The organism is Salinisphaera sp. C84B14, assembly GCF_040361435.1.
GTDB lineage: Bacteria > Pseudomonadota > Gammaproteobacteria > Nevskiales > Salinisphaeraceae > Salinisphaera.
In genome coordinates this window covers 194941-213291 of record NZ_APNL01000004.1, presented here as the reverse complement: position 1 = coordinate 213291, position 18351 = coordinate 194941, and the positions used below count along the sequence as shown (strand labels likewise).

Annotated in this window: 15 protein-coding genes; 11 read left to right on the top strand and 4 right to left on the bottom strand. The window is 64.8% G+C overall.

The genetic code is table 11. The features are described from left to right. Positions 1 to 5: 5 nt before the first annotated feature. The gene (locus C84B14_RS05080; RefSeq protein WP_293627394.1) at positions 6 to 494 is read right to left on the bottom strand and encodes a MarR family winged helix-turn-helix transcriptional regulator; all 489 of its coding nucleotides are present in this window, start codon (positions 492 to 494) and stop codon (positions 6 to 8) included. A gap of 207 nt (positions 495 to 701) precedes the next feature. Here C84B14_RS05080 and C84B14_RS05075 point away from each other — a divergent pair, with 207 nt between their 5' ends. Beyond that, on the top strand, positions 702 to 1655 hold the full coding sequence (locus tag C84B14_RS05075) for a 2-hydroxyacid dehydrogenase (protein WP_353222338.1): 954 nt from the start codon (positions 702 to 704) through the stop codon (positions 1653 to 1655). A 133-nt stretch (positions 1656 to 1788) separates the two neighbouring features. On the opposite strand, the gene C84B14_RS05070 is transcribed toward C84B14_RS05075, so the two are convergent. Both C84B14_RS05070 and C84B14_RS05065 read right to left on the bottom strand, forming a co-directional pair. Then, the gene (locus tag C84B14_RS05070) at positions 1789 to 2400 is read right to left on the bottom strand and encodes a DUF938 domain-containing protein (RefSeq protein WP_353222336.1); all 612 of its coding nucleotides are present in this window, start codon (positions 2398 to 2400) and stop codon (positions 1789 to 1791) included. Beyond that, on the bottom strand, positions 2397 to 3038 hold the full coding sequence (locus tag C84B14_RS05065; protein WP_502949891.1) for an O-methyltransferase: 642 nt from the start codon (positions 3036 to 3038) through the stop codon (positions 2397 to 2399). Before C84B14_RS05065 ends, C84B14_RS05070 begins: the two co-directional genes overlap by 4 nt. Positions 3039 to 3125: 87 nt before the next feature. On the opposite strand from C84B14_RS05065, the gene C84B14_RS05060 reads away from it, so the two are divergent. The 10 genes from C84B14_RS05060 (at position 3126) to C84B14_RS05015 (ending at position 14742) form a co-directional block, all read left to right on the top strand. Beyond that, positions 3126 to 3884 (top strand): metallophosphoesterase, encoded by a 759-nt coding sequence (locus tag C84B14_RS05060; protein ID WP_353222332.1) that lies wholly within the window; start codon positions 3126 to 3128, stop codon positions 3882 to 3884. A 517-nt stretch (positions 3885 to 4401) separates the two neighbouring features. Next, the gene (gene thiD, locus C84B14_RS05055; protein WP_353222330.1) at positions 4402 to 5181 is read left to right on the top strand and encodes a bifunctional hydroxymethylpyrimidine kinase/phosphomethylpyrimidine kinase; all 780 of its coding nucleotides are present in this window, start codon (positions 4402 to 4404) and stop codon (positions 5179 to 5181) included. Further along, positions 5178 to 5795, top strand: a complete 618-nt coding sequence (gene thiE / locus C84B14_RS05050) for a thiamine phosphate synthase (RefSeq protein WP_348766159.1) — start codon at positions 5178 to 5180, stop codon at positions 5793 to 5795. The genes thiD and thiE overlap by 4 nt, the downstream gene beginning before the upstream one ends. A gap of 42 nt (positions 5796 to 5837) precedes the next feature. Beyond that, entirely contained in the window at positions 5838 to 7160 is a 1323-nt protein-coding gene (hemL, locus tag C84B14_RS05045; protein ID WP_353222328.1) for a glutamate-1-semialdehyde 2,1-aminomutase, read from the top strand. Positions 7161 to 7322: 162 nt separating this feature from the next. After that, positions 7323 to 9368 carry a VTT domain-containing protein gene (locus tag C84B14_RS05040; protein WP_353222326.1) on the top strand — a complete coding sequence of 682 codons (2046 nt, stop codon included), beginning with the start codon at positions 7323 to 7325 and terminating at the stop codon, positions 9366 to 9368. Between the two features lie 75 nt (positions 9369 to 9443). Next, entirely contained in the window at positions 9444 to 10412 is a 969-nt protein-coding gene (ftsY, locus tag C84B14_RS05035) for a signal recognition particle-docking protein FtsY (protein ID WP_348766156.1), read from the top strand. 19 nt (positions 10413 to 10431) lie between these two features. Beyond that, entirely contained in the window at positions 10432 to 11097 is a 666-nt protein-coding gene (ftsE, locus tag C84B14_RS05030) for a cell division ATP-binding protein FtsE (protein WP_348766155.1), read from the top strand. Positions 11098 to 11101: 4 nt separating this feature from the next. Then, entirely contained in the window at positions 11102 to 12097 is a 996-nt protein-coding gene (gene ftsX, locus C84B14_RS05025; protein ID WP_348766154.1) for a permease-like cell division protein FtsX, read from the top strand. Between the two features lie 117 nt (positions 12098 to 12214). Beyond that, positions 12215 to 13093 carry an RNA polymerase sigma factor RpoH gene (gene rpoH / locus C84B14_RS05020; RefSeq protein WP_348766153.1) on the top strand — a complete coding sequence of 293 codons (879 nt, stop codon included), beginning with the start codon at positions 12215 to 12217 and terminating at the stop codon, positions 13091 to 13093. Between the two features lie 101 nt (positions 13094 to 13194). Beyond that, positions 13195 to 14742, top strand: coding sequence for an OpgD/OpgG family glucan biosynthesis protein (locus C84B14_RS05015; RefSeq protein ID WP_353222324.1), 1548 nt, complete (start codon positions 13195 to 13197; stop codon positions 14740 to 14742). 35 nt (positions 14743 to 14777) lie between these two features. Here the strand turns inward: C84B14_RS05015 and C84B14_RS05010 are convergent, their stop codons facing one another. Further along, on the bottom strand, positions 14778 to 18251 hold the full coding sequence (locus tag C84B14_RS05010) for a mechanosensitive ion channel domain-containing protein (protein WP_353222323.1): 3474 nt from the start codon (positions 18249 to 18251) through the stop codon (positions 14778 to 14780). Between the last annotated feature and the right edge of the window lie 100 nt (positions 18252 to 18351).

The following is an 18351-nucleotide window of genomic DNA, read 5'->3' as shown; positions in this document are numbered from 1 at the left end:
GTCGATCAGGCTTCGTTGAGCGCGTCCCGCATGGCGTCGTTGAAGCGGGCGGTCAGCCGTGCGAACTCGGCGCGCTCGGCTTCCGACCAATCGTCGAAACCTTTTTCCACGCGCTCCAGGCGGCGATCACGCACGCGCGCGGCGGCATCGCGTCCGGCTTCGGTGATGGTCACGAAGCCGCCGCGACGGTCGTCGGGGTTGTCGAGCTTGTCGACCAGTCCAGCCTGCTTCATCGCCGCGACCTGACGCGTGACCGTCGACGCATCCAGGTTCACCTGCTCGGCCAGAGCGCCCACCGACTGTCGGTCCTTGCGTTCCAGCAGGATCAACAACAGATAGTGAGCGCGCTCTAGACCGAAATTGAAACGCCGGCGCGCGGCTTCGAGGCGACGCACCAGAAAGGCGAGTTCATATTCCAGCGCTTCCACGGATGGGCAGGTCTGAGGCAGATGCTTGCCCAGAGATTCATCTTGCTGTTCTGTCCTGCGGATCATGTGATTCTTCAGCCTTGGTTGAGAACCCGATAGGGAACAGTCGCGCCACAAAGCGCGAACCCATGCATCTTACACGTTAGGTATAAAACCGCATTTTACTCACAACAAGTCTATGTTGTCCGAGAAAAATCGCTACCCGTACCACGCATAGACGGTTCGTCGGTTAGGCTATCGCTCATATATATCGATAATTAAGAAGGAATTACCATGCGAGGCTGTTTTCTGGATGTCGGCTCGATGGGCGACGGGCTCGACTGGGACGCGCTGACCGGCGCCGTTGACGATTGGCAGTGTCACCACAACACCACGCGTGAACAGGTGGCCGAACGGGTCGCCGGAGCGGATATCGTGGTCACCAACAAGGTGGTACTCGACGCAGACACTCTCGAGAACGCCGACAAGCTCAAGCTGGTCTGCGTTGCCGCGACCGGCTTCAACAACGTGGATGTCGACGCTGCGGCACGCTGCGGCATTGCCGTAGTCAACGTCACCGGCTATGCGACCCCGGCCGTTTCCCAGCATGTGCTGGCGCTAATGCTTGCCCACGCCACCCGCTGGGCCAGCTACGACACGGCGGTCAAGCGCGGCGACTGGGCGGCCAGCGAATTTTTCTGCCTGCTCGACTATCCGATCGAAGAGCTCGCGGGCCAGACGCTGGGCCTGATCGGCCACGGCGAACTCGGCCAGGCGGTCGGCCGCCTCGCCGAGGCCTTCGGGATGAGCGTGCTGGTTGGCGAACGACCGGGGGCAACAAGCATCCGCGACGGCCGGGTGGCGGTCGACGAGCTGCTCGAGCGCTCGGACATGATCAGCCTGCACTGCCCGTTAACCGACGACACCCGCCACCTCATCGATGCCGATGCCCTGGCACGGATGAAAAACACCGCGTTCCTGATCAATACCGCCCGCGGGGCGATCGTCGACAGCGCGGCGTTGATTGCCGCACTCAAGGACGGCGAGATCGGCGGCGCGGCACTGGACGTGCTCGATCAGGAGCCGCCGCCGGCCGATCATCCTCTGCTGGATCCCGCTATTCCGAACCTGATCGTGACCCCGCATAGCGCCTGGGGCAGCCGCGGCGCGCGCCAGCGTATGCTCGAAGGCGTGACCGCCAACATTCAGGCCTTTCTGGACGGCGAGATTCGCAACCGGGTCAACTAGCGGCGCTTTTTGCCCCGGCACGAAACAGATAATGCCCGGGCCGAGCAAGGGCTTCGGCGCACGCTTACGCGCTTTCGCCACGGGCGGCGGGTGGCTGCAAGCGGCTGACATGGACAGCCGCTGCGATGCCGAATCAAAAACTGCGGTCGCCGCTTTTCTGCCAGATCAGCAGGCGGTTGTCGCTGGGCATGGCGATATCGTCGAGCGCCACCAGGCCTTGCTGTTGCGCGAGCGCGTTGAGCGCCTCGATCTCGCGCAATCCCATGGCCGGGTCTCGATCGCGTAGCGCGGCATCGAAAGTCGCGTTTCCGGGCCGGGGCGTTTCACCCCGGCGCAGAAACGGGCCGTAAAGACATAGGCGCCCGGCGGGTCGCAGTACCGTCGCCGCCCCTGCGAACAGCGCTTCGACCGCGGCCCAATCCATGATGTGGGCCACGTTCGCGCCGAACACGGCGTCGTACGGCCCTCGCGGCCAGGCCGCGCGCACATCCAACGCCAGCGGCCGTGGCAGCCTGTGGTCGGCGCTATCGGCCAGCGCGGCCACCAGACGCCGATGATGGCCCGGGGCTTCGCTGGTTTGCCACACACAGTGCGGGAGGCGTTCGAGCGCATAGCGGGCATGCGTGGCATCGCCTGCGCCAACCTCGAGCACCTCGCGCGCGTTGGCGAGATGCTCGAGCAGCGCATCGAATATGGGCTCTTTATTGCGCTCGGCCGCGCTGCAGTCGCCTATTCGTTTGCTCATCGCTTGCGCGCCACGGTCAAACCGTCGCCGATGGGCACCAGGCTCATGTCGATCCGGTCGTCGGCGTGCAGGTGCCGATTGAACGCCCGAATCGCCTGGGTATCGGTGCTGTCGTCAGCGGCATCGATCACGCGCCCGTGCCATAACGTATTGTCGGCGATGATCAGCCCGCCCGCATCCACCAGCGCCAGCGCACGCTCGTAGTAGTCGATATAGTCGGCCTTGTCGGCATCGATGAACATGAAATCGTAGGCGCCTGCCATGCCGGCCGCGATTTCGGCATCGAGGGTCTCAAGCGCCGGCCCGATACGCAGCTCGACGATATCGGCCACGCCCGCCCGGGCCCAGTCGCGCCGGGCACGTTCGGTGATGTCGGGATCGTTGTCGCAGGCCAGCAGGTGGCCGTTGTCGGGCAGACTATGGGCAATCGACAGGCTCGAATAGCCCGCATATACGCCTATCTCGATACCGCGCCGCGCGCCTGCCAGGCGTAGCAACAGGGCGATAAGCTGACCCTGCTCGGGATTGATCTGCAGGTTGGCGTCGGCCGACTGCGCGGTCTCGTGGCGGTTGGCCGTCATGACCGCTGTTTCGCGCAGGCTGACGTTGCGCAGGTAAGAAAGCAGTTCCGTATCCATCATCGGGCGCTTTGGGTCGCTCGTTGTCGTTGCAGTCGTGGCCTGCACTGTGCCACATGGCAGCATACCCCCAGACCAGAAAAATCGATGCCCGCTACATATCAACTCCTTCATCTGACCGATCTGCACCTGCTCGCCGACCCGGAGGCGAACCTGCACGGCTGGCCGGTCGAACGGGCGTTCCAACAGGTGCTCGCTGGCGCGCTCGCCGAAACGCCCCGGCCCGATGCGATCATTCTCGGCGGCGACCTGGTCGATGACGAAAGCGAGCACGGCTATGCACGCCTCGATGCCACACTCGCGTGCCTGTCCTGTCCGGTGCTGGCCATGGCCGGCAACCATGACGACCCGGCCCGTATGGCGCGCATGCTCAAGCACGCCGTGGTGCATGACCGACTCGAGCTCGGCGGCTGGCAACTGATCGCGCTCGACAGCCATATCCAGGGCAGCGACGCCGGCATGCTCGGCCACGCCCAGATCGAGCGACTGGACGGCTGGCTGCACGCCAATACCGCATCCACCCTGGTATGCCTGCACCATCCGCCGGTCGACGTAGGCGCCGCCTGGATCGATGCGATCGGCCTGCGCGATCGCGATGCGCTGGAAGACGTCATCGCCCGTCATTCACAAGTGAACGCGCTTGTCTGTGGCCATGCGCATCAAGCCGCGGAACTGGCGTTTGCCGGACGTGCCTGCCTGATCACCCCGAGCACGATGCGACAGTTTGCCCCCGGCTCTTGCGATTTTGCCGAAGACGCAGCCCGCGCCCCGGGCTACCGGCATATCCAGCTCGACTGCAACGGCCGCATGACGAGCACCGTCCGGCGCGTTCCCTGGCCGACCTAGCCTGTGGATAAGTCCGTGGACAAATTGGGGAAGCGCAGAGCCATCGCATAAAGCCCATGGCGGGGCATCGGACGTTTTTTGTCACCCGAAGAATTTATCTTTTATTATCAAACGGATACAAACCGATCAGCAGTGACTCTGGTCGGCATAACAAACTGCTCCCCCGACGACAAGCGGGTTGACACTGTGTATAACCCGCCGCGTAGAGCAGGCGATTCCTGAAGTAATCGTGCTAAACGATTGAGCGGAAACGCGAAAGCGAAGAAATACACAGAGCCTGTGGATAACTCTGTGGAAACAGTTTCTATAACCCCTCTCAAGCGGCATATATTCAACGGTTTCGCCAAAGCGGCGATTTCGTAACCATACCGACACACACATTTAATATCAGTCACTTGCCTTTGAAGCCGGCCTGGGCAATAGCAGCTGCAAAAAAATTTTTGCAGGCCAATGCACGACCGCATTTTCCGTTGTGCATAACACAAAGCGGTTCGCCACGAATGTTAGACTCGCTTGCATGAAACGACCCAATATTCTGGTCATTGCGGGGCACGATCCGAGCGGCGGCGCGGGCATTCAGGCCGACATCGAGGCGGCAGCCGCACACGGGGTACACGCAGCCACGGTGATTTCCCTGCTCACCTGCCAGGACACACACAATGTGTATGGCGTACAGCCGGTCGCCTCCGACTTCTTTGCGCAGTGCCTGGATGCGGTCGTTGCGGATATGCACATCGACGCCGTCAAGCTCGGCGTTATCGCGAGTGCCGAACATGTTGCGATCGTCGCCAGACTGATGGATCGGCTGGGCGATACGCCGCTGGTGATCGACCCCGTACTGGTCGCCGCCGGCGGCGGCACCCTCGCCGACGACACGGTGGGCCAGGCGCTACAGGACATACTGTTCGAGCGCGCCTGCGCGATCACGCCCAACGCCCGCGAGGCGCGCGCGCTGTGCGCTGGTGAAACCGATCTGGATCGCTGCGGCGAAGCTCTGAGCGAACGCACCCCCAACGTGCTGATTACCGGCGGCGACGAAGGCGGCGTTGAAGTCGTCAACCGCCGCTACGCGCGCGGTCGCGCGATGCAACGCTATCAGTGGCCACGCATCGACGGCGTATTTCACGGCTCCGGCTGTACCCTGGCCAGTGCCGTAGCCGCCCGAATCGCGCTCGGCCACAGCCCCGATGAAGCCTTGCAGCATGCCCAGCAGTACACCTGGGAAACCCTGGAACGAGCCTTTGCCGCCGGCGGCGGCCAGCGTATTCCCGCGCGTATCGTGACTGGAACTCCGTGAGCGTGCGCGGGCTGTATGCCATTTACGACCGCACCACGCTCGCCGACAACGCGCTCGAACGCGTGGAGGCGGTGCTCGCCGGCGGGGCCGTCTGGCTGCAATACCGCGACAAGCGCGCCGGCGCGCCCGATGCCAGGCTGCTCGGCGAGCTACGTGCGCTGACACGGGCCTATGACGCAGGCCTGATCGTCAACGACGACTGGCGTCTGGCCCAGGCCGTCGCCGCCGACGGCGTACACCTGGGCCAGAGCGACGGCAGCCTGGCGAGCGCGCGCGCCGCCCTCGGCGACGATGCGATCATCGGCGTCAGCTGTTCCGGCGCGATCGAACGGGCTCGTGCGGGCATCGCCGAGGGGGCCAGCTATGTCAGTTTCGGTCGCTTCTTCGATTCGGCCACCAAACCCGATGCGCCGCGGGCCGACCCGGCCGTGCTTGCACAGGCGCGCACGCTCGGCGTACCGGTCGTGGCGATCGGCGGTATAGACCAGGAGAACGCAGCCGATATCATTGCCGCCGGCGCCGACCTGATCGCCGTGTCCGGCGCGCTGTTTCATGCCCCCGACAGCGGCGCGGCGGCGCAGGCCCTGGCGGCTCTTTTTCAGCGGGCCGGCTAACCGGTCAGCTCGCATGGTTCAATCTTCGCAGGAGTATTTTCGATGAGCGCATCCGAGACACAGTGGCAGCGCCCCGGTCCGCGTTCAGCCCAACTGTTCGAACGCGCCTCGCGGGTAACGCCCGGGGGCGTGAATTCGCCGGTGCGCGCCTTTGCCGGCGTCGGCGGCACCCCCGCCTTCATCGAGCGCGCCAGAGGCGCCTATATCTACGACGTCGACGGCAATGAGTACGTCGACTATGTAGGCTCGTTCGGGCCCATGATTCTCGGCCATGCCCATCCCGACGTGGTCGACGCGGTACAAAAGCAGGCGGCCAAGGGGCTGTCCTTCGGCGCGCCCACCGGTCTGGAAACCGAACTCGCGGAACTGGTGTGTTCCATGGTCGACTCGATCGAGTCGGTACGCATGGTCAACTCCGGCACCGAAGCCGCCATGACCGCCCTGCGCCTGGCGCGCGGCTATACCGGCCGCAAGAAGATCCTCAAATTCAAGGGCAACTACCACGGCCACGTCGATGCCCTGCTGGTGGATGCCGGTTCCGGCGCACTCACGCTCGGCATTCCCGGCTCGCCGGGCGTGCCCCAGGCGGTGGTCGAAGACACCCTGTCGGCGACCTATAACGATCTGGATTCGGTCGTACAGGCATTCGATGCGCACGGCGACGATATCGCCTGCGTGATGGTCGAGCCGGTCGCCGGCAACATGAACTGCGTGCCGCCGGCCGAAGGCTTTCTCGAAGGCCTGCGCGAACTGTGCGATCGCTACGGCGCGCTGCTGATCTTCGACGAGGTCATGACCGGCTTTCGCGTGCATCCCGGCTGTGCCCAGGCACATTTCGGCGTCACCCCGGACGTGACCGCGCTGGGCAAGATCGTGGGCGGCGGCATGCCCGTGGGCGCGGTCGGCGGCCCGACCAAGGTCATGGAAACCCTGGCACCGACCGGTCCGGTCTATCAGGCCGGCACGCTGAGCGGCCATCCGCTCGGCATGGCCGCCGGTATCGCCACGCTGTCGCGACTCAAGGACGGCGCCGTCCACAATGCCATCGAGCCGCAGCTGGACACGCTGCTCGCCGGCCTCGACGAACGTGCGGCCAAGCACGGCATCCCGTTCATGACCCAACGCGTCGGGGCCATGTTCGGCATGTTCTTCACCGACGCCAAGCAGGTCAGCCGCTTCGACGACGTGGCCGCCTGCAATACCGACGCCTTCTCGCGTTTCTTCCACGAAATGCTCGATCACGGCGTATATCTGGCCCCGTCGGCGTTCGAGGCGGCCTTCATCTCGCATGCCCATGACAACGTTGCGATCGCGCGTACCCTGGATGCGGCCGATGCAGCGTTCGCCGCGCTCGCGCGCGATTGAACGGGCCGGCATCCTGAAATGTCGCGCATGGGCGCTGCCTGGTTAACGGCCGTCTATAAACCGGCACAGCCCAGGCACAGGCGAGCCGGCGACCGGCCGCCGATTGGCCGGTCGCGAACTATAAGGGACGGTTTTTTGCGCTCGGCTGGCCGGGGCTGACGCATGGGGCACGAGTTGTTTGCCGCCCTGCTTGCCTGGGTGCAGGCCCATCCGCTGGCCGCACTTGCACTGGTTTTTGCAGTTGCTCTCGGCGAGTCGCTGTTTCTGTTTGGCCTGCTGGTGCCCGGCGCGCTGTTCATGTTCGCCTTCGGCGCCCTGATCGGCGCCAATCTGTTGCCGCTGGGCGCCACCTTCGCGGTGGCCATCATCGGCACGCTGGTGGGCGACGGCACCAGTTTCGCCCTCGGCCGACGCTATCGCGGGCGGATATCGTCCCTGCCCGGCTTCGCGCGTGCCCCGACGTTGGTGGCACGCGGCGAACGTTTTCTGGCCGATCATGGCGGCAAAGCCATCATCATGGGGCGACTGATCGGCGCGCTGCGTCCGGTGGTGCCCACCGTGGCAGGCGCGGCAGGGCTGTCGACGACCCGCTTCGTAATCATGGACCTGATCGCGACCGCGATCTGGGCGCCCTGCTATATCCTGCCGGGCGTGGTGTTCGGCGCATCGCTGGATCTGGCTGCCCAGGTCGCCACGCGCCTGGCGATCCTGCTGGTTGCGGTGGTCGCCATCGTGTGGATCACCACCGTCGGCGTACGCTTCGTGCTGGTCGCCGGTCGTGTGGCCCTGCATCGCTACGCCGGCCGGCTGCTTGCCTGGAGCCGGCGCCATCGACGACGCGGGCGCCTGGGCAACGCCCTGGCCGACCCGCGCCAGCCCGAGATCCCGGCCCTGGCAATCGGCGCCGGCGTGTTGCTTTTGGCGACCGCCCTGGCCTATCTGCTGATGTGGGGCTGGCAACGCCCGGTCTACCCCGGCCGCTTCGATGCGCTGGCTTTCTACATCGTTCAGAGCCTGCAGACACCGATATCCGACCAGATCGCCTTTGCCATCGCGCAGATGGGTTCGCCACTGATCTATGTGCCTTTCGCGATGGTACTGGCGGCGGTGCTCGCGGTGATGGGCAACGGCCGTGCGGCCACCCACTGGGTCGTGGCACTGGGCTTTTCGGCGCTGGTCACGCTGGGGCTGCGCTGGTGGCTGGCCATTCCGGCCCCCAGCGATTATTTCCACGGCGATGCAACCGACCCGCTGTTTCTGGCCGGCGGCGGTCAGGATCTCATCCTCTGTGCCACCGTCTACGGCATGGCCGGGCTCATGATTGCGGCCGGCCAGCCGTTGACCGCACGGCCCTACTATCACTCGCTGACCGTGGCCGGCGTGGTGCTGCTGGCCCTGGCACGCCTCTATCTGGGCCTGGACTGGGCCAGCGATCTGCTCATCGGACTGGCGATCGCCTTCGTCTGGCTGAACATGCTGGTGCTCAGCTATCGCCGCCAGCGCCCGGCACGCGTCGGCGGTGCGCCGGTACTTACCGTGCTCGCCGGCTTTGGCATGATCGCGGTGGTCGCCGGCATTCTGCCGGATACCACCTATCGCGCCTGGGCCAAGGCCGAAGCCCAACGCACCCCCGATCTGGTGGCGCGCTGGGATATCGACGGGTATCACCAGCTTGAGGCCCGTATCAAGGATATTGCCGGACGCGACAGCGCGCCCCTGAATGTGCAAGTGGCCGCGCATGCGCCGGAACTTCGCCGCCTGCTCGGCAAGGCCGGCTGGCAGCCCGCGCCCGCACTGGGCATGAGCCAGCCGTTGCACTGGCTGGTCAGCGATAGCGATATCCGGCAGTTGGCGGTGCTACCGCGTATCCACGAGGGGCGACAGCCGACGCTGACGCTGGTACACGACGCGCCCGATACGCAGCACAGCCGCCGGGTTCTGCGGCTCTGGCCGACCGGGCGCGAGCGGGACTCCGACCGGCGGCCCCTGTGGGTGGGTATGACCGATATCCAGCGTGTCACCCAGCGCTTTCACCTACTCGCCACCGCGGCCGACCAGCATCGCTATGCCGCGGCCCAGGCCGCCCTGGTCGCCGATCTCGACGCGGCCGGCGTAGAGTCACGGGTCGTCAAAACCGATGAAGACACGATCGTACTCATCGACACGCCCCGAGCCGCGGGCGATGCTAAAGTAACGCCCGATCCGTAACCTGCGCCGTCGTTGTTCGCAGCGATTGCGTGCAGCGTTTCGTCCACGTTTCACAGCCCAAGCAGCGCATTCTCCATGGCCAACGTCGATCCCAAGGCGCGCAAGTCCTCCAAACTCAAGCAACCGGGCTTTTTCACCCGTATGCGAGCCAGCCTCAACAAGGGCGACTCGTGGCTGACCTACGACCTGCGCAATCTGCTGCCCGGCGAAACCGTCGACCAGGACGCGCTCGACGAACTCGAAACCCAGCTGCTGCTGGCCGATGTCGGCGTCGAGGCCACCGGTCAGGTCATGCACCGCCTGCAGGTGATGTTCGACGGCGGGCGCCTGCGTACCGGCAAGGATCTGGGCAAGGCGCTGCGCGAACACCTGGGCGCGATTCTCACCCCCTGCGAAGAGCCGCTGACCATTCCCGAGCACACGCGCCCGTTCGTGATCCTCATGGTGGGCGTCAACGGCGTGGGCAAGACCACCACCATCGGCAAGCTGGCCAAGAAATTCCAGGACGCCGGCCAGTCGGTGATGCTCGCCGCCGGCGATACCTTTCGCGCGGCGGCGGTCGAACAGTTGCAGGGCTGGGGCGAGCGCAACCATGTGCCGGTGGTCGCCCAGGGCAGCGGCGCGGACTCGGCTTCGGTGGTGTTCGACGCGTTCGCGCGCGCCAAGGCGCGCGGTATCGACGTATTGATCGCGGATACGGCCGGACGCCTGCATACGCAGGGCCACCTCATGGACGAGCTCAAGAAGATCAAGCGTGTGCTGGGCAAACAGGACGAATTCGCCCCGCACGAGGTCATGCTGGTGGTGGATGCCACCACCGGCGGCAATGCGTTGCAGCAGGCGGTCGCCTTCCATGAAGCGGTCGGCCTGACCGGCATTACCATCACCAAACTCGACGGCACCGCCTCGGGCGGCATCGTGTTCGCGATCGCCAAGCGTCTGGGGCTGCCGTTGCGTTTCATCGGCATCGGCGAGAAAGTCGAGGATCTGGGGGTGTTCGAATCCGAGCACTTCATGGACGCCCTGTTCGATCGCAGCAAGTAGCGCTGCCCGTGTTTCGCCCATGACCGATATCGTCGCCTTCAAAAACGTCGTCAAACGCTATCCCGGCGGCAAGATCGCGCTCGATGGCATATCGCTGCATCTGGAGCGCGGCGAGATGGCGTTTCTGACCGGCCATTCCGGGGCCGGCAAATCGACGCTGATGAAACTCATCGGCCTGATCGAGCGTCCGACGCGTGGCCAGGTGGTGATCAACGGTACCAACCTGGCGGCGGTCAAGCGTCGTCAGATCCCGCGCTATCGTCAGCGTCTGGGCCTGATCTTTCAGAACTACAATCTGTTGTTCGATCGCACCGTATTCGACAACGTGGCGCTGCCGCTGGTCATTCGCGGCCTGGGCCGTGCCGATATCGCACGGCGGGTGCGAGCCGCGCTCGACACGGTCGGCCTGCTCTCGCACGAGCGCAAGTTCCCGATCACGCTTTCCGGCGGCGAACAGCAACGGGTGGGCATCGCCCGCGCCGTGGTCGACCGGCCCTATCTGCTGCTCGCCGACGAGCCGACCGGCAATCTGGACCCCGCTCTGTCGGCCGACATCATGCGCCTGTTCATGCGCCTGAACGAGGCCGGCACCAGCATCATGATCGCCACCCATGCCATCGACCTGGTCGAACGCATGGGCCATCGCCGGATTCGCCTGGATCACGGTCACCTGGAGGACGGCTAGCCCCATGGCACGCAGCAGCGACCAACCGACCCGCAGCGCGGCCCAGAGCAACCGCCGGCGCAGCCTGCCCAGCACCCTGGCCGCACCGGCACAGGGATGGATGAGTTCGCATGCGCGCTGTCTGATCGAAAGCCTCGGCCGGCTTTACCGGCGCTGGCTGGCAAGCCTGCTCACGGCCACCGTCATCGGTATTGCCCTGGCCCTGCCGGCCGGGCTGTACGTGCTGATGAGCAACCTCGACACGCTCTCCCAGAGCTGGCATCGCGCGGTACAGGCATCGCTGTATCTGCAGGACGATCTGTCGATCAGCGACGGGCAGGCCCTGGCCGAGCGACTGGGCGCGCGCGACGATGTCGATGCCAGTACCTATATATCCGCCCAGGCGGGCCTGGAGCAATTTCGAGAGTCGTCCGGCTTCGGCGCGGCCCTGGATGCGCTCGAGGACAACCCGCTACCGGCCGTGATCACCATCAATCCGCGTTCGGATATGTCGCGCGCCGAGATCGGCGCACTGCTGGTATCGCTTGAGGACGAACCCGGCGTGGCCCGCGCGGAACTCGATCAGGCGTGGCTCGAGCGCCTGTATGCCATTCTGTCCGTGATCGAGCGATCGGCCTGGGTGATCGGCCTGCTGCTGTCGGCGGCAGTGCTGTTCATCGTTGGCAACACCATTCGGCTGGATATCGAAAACCGGCGCGAGGAGATCGAGGTCATGAAACTGCTTGGCGCCTCGGATGCCTTCATTCGGCGGCCGTTTCTCTACAGCGGCTTCTGGTACGGGCTGATCGGCGCCGTGCTGGCACTGGTGCTGCTGGGCATCTGTTTTCTTGCCCTGGCCCAGCCGCTGGGCGCACTCACCCGCTCCTACGACGGCGCCATGGCGGTGCACGGACTGGGCTTCGATGGCGTGCTGATGCTGCTCGGCATCGGCGTGGCCCTCGGCTGGCTGGGCTGTGTGCTCACCGTGAACCGCCGTCTGGCGGCAATTGAGCCGCGATAGAGGGAACCTAACGTTTGCGCCGAGGTCTTAACGTCATTCCTATGATTGCAGCATCAACAGCCGCCAATTTTTGCTAGACTGGCTGTAATACGCAAAAGTCCCAAGGAGGCTTTGCACATGGCTAACGATATCTCTCTTTCCCCCGCAAAGATGAACCTGCCGACGCTTTCGTCGGGCAGTATCGATTCCTACCTGCAGGCCGTTTCGAGTATTCCGGTGCTGGAGGTCGACGACGAGCAGCAGCTCGCGCGCAAGCTGCGTGACGACGGCGATATCCAGGCGGCCCAGAAGCTGATTCTGTCCAACCTGCGTTTCGTGGTACACGTTGCCCGCGGCTACTCGGGCTACGGCCTGCCGCTGGCCGATCTGGTCCAGGAAGGCAACATCGGCCTGATGAAGGCAGTCAAGCGCTTCGACCCGGACGTCGGCGTACGCCTGATTTCCTTCGCCGTGCACTGGATTCGTGCCGAAATCCACGAGTTCATCCTGCGCAACTGGCGTATCGTCAAGGTCGCCACGACCAAGGCCCAGCGCAAGCTGTTCTTCAACCTGCGCAGCTCCAAGAAGCGCCTGGGCTGGATGAACGACAAGGAAGTCCAGGCCGTGGCCGGCGATCTCGGCGTCAAGCCGGAGACCGTGCTGCAGATGGAGCGTCGCCTGTCGGGCGGTGATACGTCCTACAACGCGCTGCCGTCGGCCAACGATGAAGACAGCTACGCGCCCGAGGACTATCTGGCCGCCGACGACGGCTACGACCCGGCTTCGGATATCGAGAACGGCGACTGGCAGACCTACCAGCACGCAAATCTGTCGCGCGCCATGACCCAGCTCGACGATCGTAGCCGGGACATTCTCGAAAGCCGCTGGCTGCGGGAAGACGGCAAGATCGGCCTGCAGGAGCTTGGCGACAAGTACCAGGTCTCGGCCGAGCGTATCCGCCAGCTCGAGGTGGCGGCAATCAAGAAGCTACGGGGCGCGATGGTCACTGCGGCCTAGTTGCCCGATACGGCCTTCGTGCCGGGCCCGCACGCATGACAATTGATCGCAGCAGAAGACGCCTGCTTGTGTCGGCAACGGCACTCGCAGGCGTTTCTTTTTTGCCAGCCTGGGCCGGGGCCGACCCCGTGGCGGCGCTGCCCGCTGACGGCGAAGCCTTCGATTTCGAGGCCCTGGTTGCGCATGCACGCGCCCTGTCGCAGCAGCCGTATCACGCGCCCGAAGAGCGCTATGGGCAGCTGCTGGACGAGATCGGCTATGAAGCCTTCATGGGTATTCATACCCGCAAGGAGGTCGCACTCTGGGCCGATGCCGCGACGCCGGTTACGGTCGAATTTTTCCATCTGGACCAGAACGCCCGCACGCCGGTGGCGATCCATGTGGTCGAGTCCGGCCGCAGCCGACGTATTGCCTACGACAGCGATCTGTTTCGCTACGACGACCCGGCGCTGGCCGAACGCCTGCCGGCCGATCTCGGGTTCTCGGGCTTTCGCATGCTCGGCCGCGGCGATCCAGCCGGCGAATGGCTGGCGTTCAAGGGCGCCAGCTACTTTCGCAGCCCGGGCGGCCTTGATCAGTATGGCCTGTCGGCCCGAGGCGTGGCGGTCGATACCGGCTACGGCAATGACGAGGCGTTTCCCGACTTCAGCCAGTACTGGCTGATAAAACCGGAGCCGAACGCGATGACCATTACGATCTGTGCGCTGCTCGAAGGCGAGCACGTCACGGGCGCGTATCGCATCGTGCTGAGCCGGCCGAACGACGTGATCCTTGATATCGAGACCCGGCTGTTCCAGCGTCGCGATGTCCAGCGCCTGGGCATTGCCCCTTTGACCAGCATGTTCTGGTTTTCCGAAACCAACGCCCGCCGCGGCGTCGACTGGCGCCCGGAAATACACGACAGCGACGGGCTTGCTATGACCACCGGCGACAACCAGCGACTCTGGCGTGCCCTGGTGAATCCTCCGCGCAGCCAGTACAGCGCTTTTCAGGACAACAGTCCGAAAGGCTTTGGCCTGCTCCAGCGCGATCGCGTGTTCGATCACTATCAGGATCCGGACGTCGCCTTCGAAAACCGCCCCAGCCTCTGGGTCGAGCCGCTGCACGACTGGGGCCGTGGTCATGTCGGCCTGCTCGAACTGCCCACGGACGAAGAGGTCTACGACAACATCAACGTTTTCTGGGTACCGGCGGGCAAGGCCGCAGCGGGCCACGCGTGGCATTTCGACTACCGCCTGTACTGGGGCGCCGATCAGCCCGATCCGCCGGCCCTGGCCCGGGTCATGGCCACACGCACGGGCCGGGCCGGCGCCCCGGGCACCTATGAAGACCAGTCGGTGCTGGCGCGCAAGTTCGTCATCGATTTCGCGGGCGACACACTCGACGAGCTTAGCGACGACGACCCGCCGCAGCCGAGCGTGCATGCCAGCCACGGGCGGATCGAGAATCCCTATGTCCAGCATGTCGAGCAAACCGGCCGCTGGCGGGTATTCTTCGACTGGAAAGGCGCCCTGCCACCCGACAATACCCCGGTCGATCTTCAGGCAACGCTACGCTACGGCGATCGCCAGATCGCCGAAACCTGGTTGTATGCCTACTATCCGGAGGCGCTGCCTCGCCAGCTTCATTCCGAAGACGCCACCGGCTGACGCGCGTCTGCCCCGGCCCCGCCCTCTGAGACGGCTCAGCGACTACCGCGGGGCGTCGGGTCGTTCTGGTACGCCTCCGACGATGACGCCTGGGCCTGCGGCGGCCCCTTGAACACCTTGGCAAAGGAATCGTCGACCGAGCGCAGGTGCAGATCCTGCTGCGGAAACGAAACCACCACGTCGTTGGCCCGAAACGCGGCGTGCATGCCTTTGTAGATGGCATGCTGCAGCGGCAGCAGGTTGTACAGATCGTGGTAGAAGATACGCGCTTCGTAGATGAGCGCGCTGTCGTCGTAACCCACGAAAAACACCGTGGGCGCAGGATTCTCGAGTGCCACCGGCTCGTCCTTGATGACGTCCATGATCAGCCTCTCGGCGAGCTCTGTGTCGGTGTCCAGAGCCAGATGCACGCGCAGGATCAGGCGCGTGATGTCGTCGGTGAGCGTCCAGTTGATCACGGTTTCGGTGATGAACGTCTTGTTGGGGATCACCACTTCCTTGTTGTCCCAGTCGGTCACCGTGGTGGCACGAATACGGATACGCGACACCGTGCCCGTGAGCGTGCCGACGGTCACGGTGTCGCCCACCCGCACCGGGCGTTCGAACAGAATGACGATACCGGAGACGAAGTTGGCGAAGATTTCCTGCAAGCCGAAACCCAGGCCCACGCCGACAGCCGCCACCAGCCACTGAATCGACGACCAGCGAAAGCCGATCAGCGCAACCGCGCCGAGCATGCCGATGATTACGATCGCATACTGGAAAAGCGTGGCCATGGCATAGCGACTGCCCGCGTCCATGGAAAAGCGCCGCAGGACCGTGATTTCCAGAAAACCCGGCAGGTTGCGCCCCGCCAGCGCCGTGACCACGCCCAGCGCAAGCGCAAGCAGCAGCGCGCCGAGGGTGACCTGGGTGAGCTGGGTCCGCCCATCGACCTCGTTGGCGTACTGCCACAGGGTGACGTTATCCAGCAGCTGGAGGGCCGGCAGCGTATCCGACCAGATCAGCCATAGCGCGGCCATGGCCAGTAGTGCGATCACCACCTTGATCAGGCCACGGGTCTGCTCGCTGATCTGGACGAGATCGATTTCCAGCGTATCGAGGTTCTCCGGAGTGCTCTCACCGGCCGCGGCGGCGGCATCGCGGGTGGCCCTAGCCTCCCGTGCTTCTTCACGCCGGCGTAGCGCCCGCGTGAGTGCCAGGCGGCGCTCGGCGACCGTCAGCCAGCGTACGATCAGCGCATACAGCACGAAGCCGCCGCCCAGCAGACCTGCCGAATAGAAGAAGCGACTTTGTAGCTGTAACGCGGTGTAGTAGTAGCCCATGCCCGCCAGCCCGAACAACAGCAGCGGCAGCCCCACCGCGATCGGCAACCAGAGATAGCCGAGTCGCCAGGACGAGCCCTCTTCCGGATTGATCACCCCGGCGAGTTCACCGCGGGTGGGATGCAACAGGCGCCACGAGAAGGCCGCGATCATCAGCGAACTTGCCATGAACGCACCGCGGCCGATCGTTTCACGCTTGCTGTCGTCGTCGAAGGCTTCGGTAAAGCTGATCAGCATCGTGGGAATGAGCAGCATCGCCAACAGCCAGCGCAACATCCGATACAGGCCGTGCCGGGCCTCTTCCGGCCACTGGAAATGGCTCTCGGCCAGACCGTACTTGCGACAAACCTGGGCAAAGGGCTCGAGAAAGAGCACCAGAATCGCGACCCGAATGAACACTTCCGCCACCGCGGTGGTAAACACGTCACCGTTGGCGGATGTGCGCACCAGATAACCGGCCAGCAGGAGCGTCGCCACTGGCGGTATGAACAGCAAGACGGTGGCAAGCGCCGCGCGCAGCGTGACCCAGAAGGTATCGTGCTGGACCTTGCCGACCGGCTCGGCCAGGCGCCGCAGACGGCTGCGCAGCGGCCTGCGCAGCAGCAACAGGGCAACGATCAGCGTCGCGCCGATCGCGGTAACGAACGGCCGCGCCCGGACACCGTCGACCAGCCGTTGCAGCACCCCTGCCCAGGACGACCATTTGAATGCCCAGGGCAGGTCGTTGATCGCGCGGCCGAACCAGTCGAGGCCCAGGGTGCCGAACGACGGTAGCCAGAACAGACGCTCGTTGAGCAATCGGTTGAATGAGTCGACGGTCTGGTTGTATTCCGACGACAGCCGTCGCAGATCCCGTCCGATCTCGATGAAACGACCTTCGGCACTGATCAGCAGATCAAGAATCTCGCGCCGATGGCGTAGCAGCGCGGCCAGCGATTCCTGCTCGCCTTCGCTGAGATCGGGGTTTTCGGCTATGAGCTGGGCCACACGCCGGTCGATATCTTCCAGATCCGCGCGCTGCTGCTGCAGCTGAAAGCGCTGCAGTTCGGCCGAGGCGATCTGCGGCTGGGTCGTATCCGTCGTGCTACGACTGGTCGCCGAGAGCAGCCCGGGGCGCGCGACTTCACGGCGCTGGGCACGCAGGACGTCGCCCAACGCCACCGAGGATCCGCCTATCTCCAGCTGGCGCTGAACCAGGCTCAGCCGCCGCTGGATATCGTCGACCCGGGTGTGCTGCCGCACCTGTTCGTTGGTCAGCGACTCCGTTTGCGTGGTCAGCTGAGTCAGTTGGTCGGCAAGCTCGACGTTGCGCTGCGCGGCGTTGCTGACCGGCTCGGCGGCGGTACGCAGCTCGCTGAGCTTGTCTTCGCTGGCCGAGCGCAGCTCGATGGCGCTTTGATTCTGGCGCTGGCCGAGCGCCAGCTGAAGCGAGGCCAGCAATTCGGTGTCGTAGGCCTGACGCGCTTCGGTGAGCGCGCGTCGCGCTTCGAGTTCGCGCTGGCGCTCATCCTGGCTGCTGATCTCCTGCTGAAGGCGCTCGATTTCGGCGGTCAGCGCTTCGCGACGCGCGGCCAGTGCCGCGCTCTTGGCCTCCACCAGCAGACTGGGTTGGTCGCGCTCGATGGGGCTGCTTTCGCCGTCCAGCGACCGCAGCGCCTCTCGTGCGTCAGCGAGTGCTTCGCGCGCGGCATCCGGGCGCTGCGCAATGCGATTGAGCTGGTCACGCAGATCGGTCAGTCGCGCCTGGTTATCGGCCAGGCGTGAACTGGTCGCATCGACCCGGCTGGACAGCGCGCTGGCCGACAGGTCGCTGAGCGTTTCGCTCGCCGGCGGCGTCTGGATCTGCTGGAGTTCGTCCGTCAACTCGCGAATACGTGCCGGGGCCTGTTCGGCCTGGGTACGCATACGTCGCGTTTCTTCTCGCGCGTTGCGCGCGGTTTCCAGCGACGAGATCGCCTCGCGGTAGGTATCCACCACCTGCTCGCGCAGCGCGGCATCCATATTGGTTTGCGAGGGCACGGTATCGACGCGGCTGCGCAGATCGTCGATTCGCTTGTCGATGCTTTGCTGGGCGTCGGCAACCTGGGCGACGGCAGACGCTGCCATGCACCACAACAACGCGCACAGCACGAGCCCGGACAGCCGCATGGCCCCGTATCGACGCTTAAACACCGTTATCGCCATTGGGGTTCCCGCTCGGCTATCACTGGCGGGCGATTTTACGCGTTCGCATGCAGCACCGCGAACCGAAAAGCGCTCACCCTTTGGTTGCGCTTTTCGGCGT